Consider the following 6,376-nt stretch of genomic DNA (forward strand, 5'->3'; position numbering starts at 1 on the left):
CGTCGTACCAGCTGCCGTCTACGCCACCATTGGCGCCATTCAGCAGATACAGCGTCGGCGCGGCGGCGTCGGGGTCGACGGCCCGCAGAATCCGCAGGCGGACAACGGAATTCATGGCCGGGGAATAGACCCCGGCGTCGATCAGCCGCGCTTGCTCGAAACGCAGATGGTCGATGTGGGCGGCACGCGCGGGCGGCGAATCCGGATCCGCCGACGCCGCAACGGGGTTCGTCAGCATCGCCGCGCCGACGAGCAGGGTCAGCAACCTGCCGATGCCGCCACGCGCCGAATTCCACGGTGCCATCAGCCGACTCCGATCTCCGGTGCGACGGTGACGTCGCCGGTGGTGAGCAGGTCGATCAGCGTCGCCATCGGGGGCCGGTCCAGCAGCGATAGTGGTGTCTCGACGCTGCGCCACCCCGGTCCGTGCGGAAGAAACTGCCGCAGTGGCACTTCCGAGTCGGAGATGTTCATCCGCCCGAGCAGAGTAGCGACGACTTGGCGGCTCATCACGGCGAGCTCGTGGGTCGGCCGGTTGCGGTGGGTGCGCAAGCCCAGGTCGACCTGCCCGATCGCCCGGGCGCCGTGGCGTTTCCAGGCGTCGAGCACGATCCCGATCTCGACGCCGTAACCGGGCGCGAAGGGGATGGCGGTCAAGAACTCCCGGGTGGCGGCGTATTCGCCGCCGAGCGGCTGGATGAGGTCGGCGAGGTCGGGGACGAGCGCGGTGAGCAGTGGGCGAGCGAGCAGTTCGGTGACGCGGCCGCCGCCGAAATCACCAGGGCGGGCGCCGGACAGCGGCCGTCGGTAGAAGCCTTTCACCAGGTGTAATTCCGGGTCGAACAGCAGGGGCGCCAGCAGGGACGGCACGAACAGCGGGCTGGGTGTGGTCAGGTCGGAGTCGACGAACACGATCAGATCCCCGGTGCTCACCGCCAGCGACCGCCAGAGCACCTCACCCTTGCCCGGCCGCGGATCGACCGCGGGCAGGGCTTGTTCGCGGGTGTAGACGGTGGCTCCGGCGGCGCGAGCGGCGGCGACGGTGTGGTCGGTGGAGCCGGAGTCCACGACTATGAGTTCGTCGACCAGGCTACCGAGCAGGCCGCGCACGGAGGCCACGACACGAGCGACGGTGTCTTGCTCGTTCAACGCGGGCAGCACGACCGAAATGGTGCGGTCGCCCTTGTGTTCGAGCAACTCGTCCGGTGACCAGGTCGGGTGGAACACGGTGGCGCCGAGCGACGAGACGGTCATCGGGGTCCTTTCTGGATGTGCCCGGTCAGCGGCCGGAATCGAGGATGAGCGTGGCAAGCCGGGGCCAGGCCTCGGACCAGGGGCGGGTCGGACCGTCACCGCGCCACACCGTGACATCCGACGAGATCCCGGGAAAGCCGAGGGGGCCATCTGCTCGGGTGAGCAGGTGCATGTTGGCGAATAGCTGTCGCACTACAGGTTTCGCGTCTCCGGCGGCTACGTAAAGGATGGTGGTTGCCGAGTCCGGCGGGGTGCCGAAGTAGGCGAAGCCTCGGTTGGGGCTGTAGACCGGCGGGAGGTCCGCGCCGCCGAGCCGGTCGATCGCGGCGGCCTGCCAATAGGTTTGGGTGATGATCGCCGTGCGGCCGCGTTCGGCCGGATCGACGGTGGCGTAGGCGGCGGTGACCGCGGCGATCAGCTCGGGCCAGCCGCTGGTTCCGAAAACCCTTAGGCGGGTCGATAGTTCACGTTGATTCGACGTCGGCTCCTGCAGTCGCGAGACCGGCAGCGGCAGCAGCAGGACCACGGCCAGTGCGATGACCACCGTCACCGTGATCGCCCCGCCGCGCCACCATCGCCCCGGCGCATCCTGCGTCGTGACCGCTCCCGCGGCGAACAACACCGGCAGCAGCGCCGCCAGATAGTAGGGCCGTCCGCCGCTGACGATCACGAACCCGACCTGGACGAGCAGCACCACGACGAGGAAACGGTAATCGGCCAGCTTGGGACGGCGCAGCAGTCCCCAAACGCCGCAGCACGTCAGCGCCATGCCGAGTAGTCCTGCGAGAGTGACGAATTGGACCGGCAGCCCGAGCGATCCACCGGTGGCGGCGAGCTGTTCGGCCCGGATGACGCCGCCCATCTCCAGTTGCGGCCAGCCGTGGGCGGACTGCCACAGCAGACTCGGCGCGGCGGCCACGGCGACGGCCAGTGCCGCGAGCCACGGCACCCGGCTGCGCGCCACCCGGTGCGGCCCAACCACCGCGAAACCGAGCACGATGCCGGCCAGCAGCACCGGCAGCAGCAGTTTCACCTGAATGTCGAGGGCGGCGACCATCGCGGTGGCGAGCAGCACGCCGTCGCGCCGGACCCGCACCCACCGCACGACGAGCCACAGCACGGTCGCCGAGAGCGTCGCGTCGACAGCGAAGGTGGACAACGTCGCCGCCTGGGTGATCGCGAACGGGCAACCCGCGTAGGCGATGCCGGCCAGCGACTGGGCGCCGGCGCGACCCCCTAACTCACGAGCCAGCGCGGCCGCGACCAGGACCCCGCCGACGGCCATCGCGATGGCGGGAAGCCGCAGTGCGACCAGGGAACCCGGCGCGAGCATGTCCGCGGCCCTGGCGACGAGCGGAATCAGCGGCCCCTGGTCGACGTACCCGGCCGCGAGTCGGCGACCGGCCGCGAGGAAATACAGCTCGTCACCGAAGTAGTCATAACGGGCCGCCCGCGAGATCAGGACGAGCGCGGTCACCGCTGCCAACGCGGCGATCGGCACGGTCGCGAACCGTGGCACCGGATTCGTCTCCCGGACAGCTGGTTCCGCGCTCCGACCGCCGAGTGTCGACGGGACTCCGGCTCGGGCAATCAAGAGTTGCCCCGACGCGGCATAGCGAGCGTGACCGCGGTCAACACCAAGGCGACAGCCGCGACCACCCACAGCACCGTCGTGTAGGCCGCGAGATAGGTATGCGCCGTGAGTTGTTTCACGGCAACGGTTTCCGAGGGTGTGGGTGCCGTGCCGACACGATGGAAGAACACCCCGCCGAGCGCGACCACTCCGGCGGAGGTGCCGAGCTGCTGCATCGTCGGCACGGTGCCGGAGGCCGACCCGGTGACCCGCTCGGCGACACCGGCCATCATGAGCGCGGGCAGGGGAGCGGCGAAGCAGCCCATGCCGACACCGGCGAGGAACACCGGGCCACTGAGTACCGCGGTATCGACGCTCGCCGCGGCCGGGTCGATCAGCACCGCGATGCCGACTACGGCGACGGCGAAATTCGCCATGCCGAGGGTCAGCGTGCGCGGTCCCCAGCGCGCCACCAGGAGTGGCGAGGTCAGTGCGCCGAGCGCGCCGCCGAGCGCGAAGGGCGCCATCAGCCATCCGGTCTGCATCGCGGTCATCCCCAGCCCCGACTGAGCCGTGACCGAGACAGTGAACAGAAATCCGCCGAACAGGCCGAAGAAGCCGATGGTCAGCACTGCGCCGAGGGCGAAACCGCGATCGGTGAACAGCTCACCGCGTACCAGTGGGCCGCCGCCACGACGGGTCAGCCGGTGTTGGCGCACCGCGAACATCGCGAGCACCACGCACCCGCCGAGGATCGTCCCGAGCAGCGCGGGCGGCCAACCCCGTTCCCGGCCGAGCGTCGCCGGACAGATCACGAGGAACAACCCGAGCGTCGACAGCAACGCACCTGGCAGATCCAGTCGTTCTCGATCTTCCGAGAAGTCCTGTCGCAGAAAGTGATACGCCAAGGCTAGACCGATCAGCCCGAGCGGAACATTGATCAGGAAGATCGCGTGCCAGCCCGCGCCGAACGGATCGATCGCCACCAGCACACCGCCCGCCAACGGGCCCATGATCGCCGCGAGACCGGCGGCGGCACCGTAGATCCCGAACGCGAGCGCGCGGCGCGCGGCCGGGAACGACGCGGTGATGATCGCGATGGTCTGTGCCGACATCGCCGCCGCCGCGAGCCCCTGGGTGCCACGGGCCACGATCAACTCCCCGCCGTACTGCGACAGCCCACACCACAGCGACGCGGCCACGAATACGGCGAGCGCGGAAAGGAATACCCGTCGCCGCCCGAAAATGGCGCCGACTCTGGCCGCGGTGAGCAGGGTGCACGCGAAGGTCAGACTGTAGATCGAAACCACCAGCAGTTGCGCCGCGCCCGAGGCGGCCAGGTCCCCGGCGATCTCCGGCAGCGCGGTGTTCACGATCGTCAAATCCAGCATCTGCAGGAACACCGCGAGCAGGCACGCGCCAAGCGAACCCCATGCGGCCCAGGTGATCGCGGATCGCTGCGCGTCCGGCGGCCGAGCCGAGAGCGAGGTGGTCACGACAACGCGGCGGCGCGCGGCGCGTAGTCACCGGCGGCGGCGACGGCCGCGAAAACCGTTCTGGTCGCGGCGATATAGCGTTCGATCGCGGCATGCGCCGGTGGGGTGTCGGGGAAGAGCATGCTCAGCTGGGTGATGTCATTGAATCGGTTGATCCAGATGTAGACGTCGCGCGACATGCCGCGGCTGGCGTACATGCCGCCGTTGATCTGGTCGAACATCTCGACACCGGGGATCTTGCGCACGTCGACGTAGGACAGCATCCGCGCCGTCCAGCCGAGTTTCGCGCGGATGCCGAGTTCGGGTGGCGCCAGCTCCAGTGCGCGGTGCAGCGACACGTCGGTGAGGTCCTTGCCGCGGTCGTAGGCTTCCTGCGCCCGGGACACGAGCGCCGCGAAGCTGTCGGCGCCGTCGACGCCGAACTCGACCGGAATCAGGCTCGTGTACCAGCCCACCGAACCGGCTTCCCCTGGCGCGCGACGGGTGTTGACCGGAGTTAGCCCGAAATACCAGTCCGCACCGGACATCTCGGCCTCCACCAGGGCCGCGACAGCGAACAGCCCGCCGGTGAAGCGCGCGCCGTTGGCCAGGCAGACCTCTTCGAAGCGCAGCGCGTCGGCCTCGTCCATCAGGTGCACCGTGCGCTGCGCACCGCGGACGAAGCGCTCCGCGCCGACCGACAGGTCCGCCGGAAAATGCGGTACGTCTCCGCCGTTGCGCCGCAACAGCTCCAGCCAGGTGCGGATTTGCGGTGACCGCGCGGTCAATTCGGCGCTGCTTCGGCGTTCGCGCTCGGAATAGGCGAGATGTCCGGCCACCGGCTGCGGTTCGAGTTTTCCGCCGGACAATTCGTTGCCGTAGAGCATCAACAGGTCCACGCAGGTCAACGCTTGCGCGACACCGTCGGTATGTAAATGGTCTACGCCCGCGTATACGGTGAAGGAATCCTCGTGCTCGATCACGCCGAAACTGCAACAATCCCACCACAATGCGCTCGGTGTCTGCATTTCCACGTGTGCGCGAATTGCCGCGCTGTCGGCCAGGGCGCCGTGCTCGGTCGGTAGATAGTGAATGTCGGTAGGGGGTGTCACATGGCGCGCGACGCTACCGTCGTCCTCGACGGAGAACCAGCTCCGGAACGTATCGTGGCGTCGCAGGAAAGCGGTGAAAGTCCTGGTCCAGGCGGCGTAGTCGGGTGACCCCGGTATCGTGAAGGAGACCATGCACAAGCGGGAACCGCCGAATCCCGCTGCCGCGTCACGATGCAGCGCGCGCAGATATTGCTCTTGCTGATGGGACGGCGGTATCGAATGGATCGGCGCGCGCCGCGCCGACTCCAGCGATTGTGGTGTCGCGGTCCAACTCGTGAGCCGTCCCGGCGCTGGAACCCATTCCTCGATGAACCCGAAACTGACCACAGGTACCTCAATTCGTGCCGACGGGGAAGTCCCCGAAACAATCCCGGCCGCAACGGGAAAACGCCCGGTAGTCGGACAGTGTCACCACCGCCACAGTCACCGAGTTAACGACATGGACCGCCGCACGGTCTATGAAAGTCGGGCAATCTTGTGAAGTGCACCAGTCGCGAACCTATTCGACTGGCCCGCTACCCAAACAAACCGCCGACCACTTGTCCGCGCTCAGCACGGCGACCTACCTTCGATGCCACAGCAGCACAACAACCAGACGGCAGGGAGGTACCAGGTGGCTGCCTTCACCGTGAATATGTCAGCGGGACAACGCATTCCTCGCCTCGTATGCCGCATCGCCGCCGCGCTCGTGCTCTCGATCGCCGGGGCGCTGCCCGTCGGCATCGCGGTCGCCGATCCGCCTCCGTCGATGGACGCGAGCGGTAGCGCGCGGGACGGATCGCATATCGTCGCGGTGCGCCATGGTGCGGGCCGTTTGCTGCTGGTCACGGTGTACTCCACCGCCATGAACGCGCCCATCGATCTGGAAGTGCTTACGGCGCAAGACGGTTCGCGTCGAGCGCCGACTTTGTATCTGCTGAACGGCGCGAGCGGCGGCAGCGCGGGCAGCAATTGGACCGATC

General features: G+C 68.2%; 4 protein-coding genes and 2 pseudogenes. 1 reads left to right on the forward strand and 5 read right to left on the reverse strand.

From position 1 onward, the window contains the following. From ACIBCN_RS44380 to ACIBCN_RS44400, 5 genes and pseudogenes are all read right to left on the reverse strand, one after another. Nucleotides 1–304: pseudogene (locus tag ACIBCN_RS44380) on the reverse strand (esterase family protein); the annotation flags it as partial. Next, complete coding sequence (locus ACIBCN_RS44385; protein ID WP_396998899.1) at nucleotides 304–1,254, reverse strand: glucosyl-3-phosphoglycerate synthase; 951 nt, start codon at nucleotides 1,252–1,254, stop codon at nucleotides 304–306. The gene ACIBCN_RS44385 and the pseudogene ACIBCN_RS44380, both read right to left, overlap by 1 nt. A gap of 25 nt (nucleotides 1,255–1,279) precedes the next feature. Next, on the reverse strand, nucleotides 1,280–2,773 hold the full coding sequence (locus ACIBCN_RS44390) for a glycosyltransferase family 39 protein (protein WP_396998901.1): 1,494 nt from the start codon (nucleotides 2,771–2,773) through the stop codon (nucleotides 1,280–1,282). A gap of 71 nt (nucleotides 2,774–2,844) precedes the next feature. Next, a complete protein-coding gene (locus ACIBCN_RS44395; RefSeq protein ID WP_396998903.1) occupies nucleotides 2,845–4,323 on the reverse strand; it encodes an MFS transporter in 1,479 nt (492 codons plus the stop codon). Beyond that, nucleotides 4,320–5,741, reverse strand: a complete 1,422-nt coding sequence (locus tag ACIBCN_RS44400; RefSeq protein WP_396998905.1) for a condensation domain-containing protein — start codon at nucleotides 5,739–5,741, stop codon at nucleotides 4,320–4,322. The genes ACIBCN_RS44395 and ACIBCN_RS44400 overlap by 4 nt, the downstream gene beginning before the upstream one ends. A gap of 286 nt (nucleotides 5,742–6,027) precedes the next feature. On the opposite strand from ACIBCN_RS44400, the pseudogene ACIBCN_RS44405 reads away from it, so the two are divergent. Continuing rightward, nucleotides 6,028–6,376 (forward strand): annotated as a pseudogene (locus tag ACIBCN_RS44405) (hypothetical protein); the annotation flags it as partial.

The sequence above is a fragment of the Nocardia sp. NPDC051052 genome (assembly GCF_044456045.1).
GTDB lineage: Bacteria > Actinomycetota > Actinomycetes > Mycobacteriales > Mycobacteriaceae > Nocardia.

What these genes read in the sequence shown, in the direction of transcription:
- ACIBCN_RS44385 (WP_396998899.1), bottom strand. Translation starts at nt 1,254, where the DNA reads ATGACCGTCTCGTCGCTCGGCGCCACCGTGTTCCACCCGACCTGGTCA.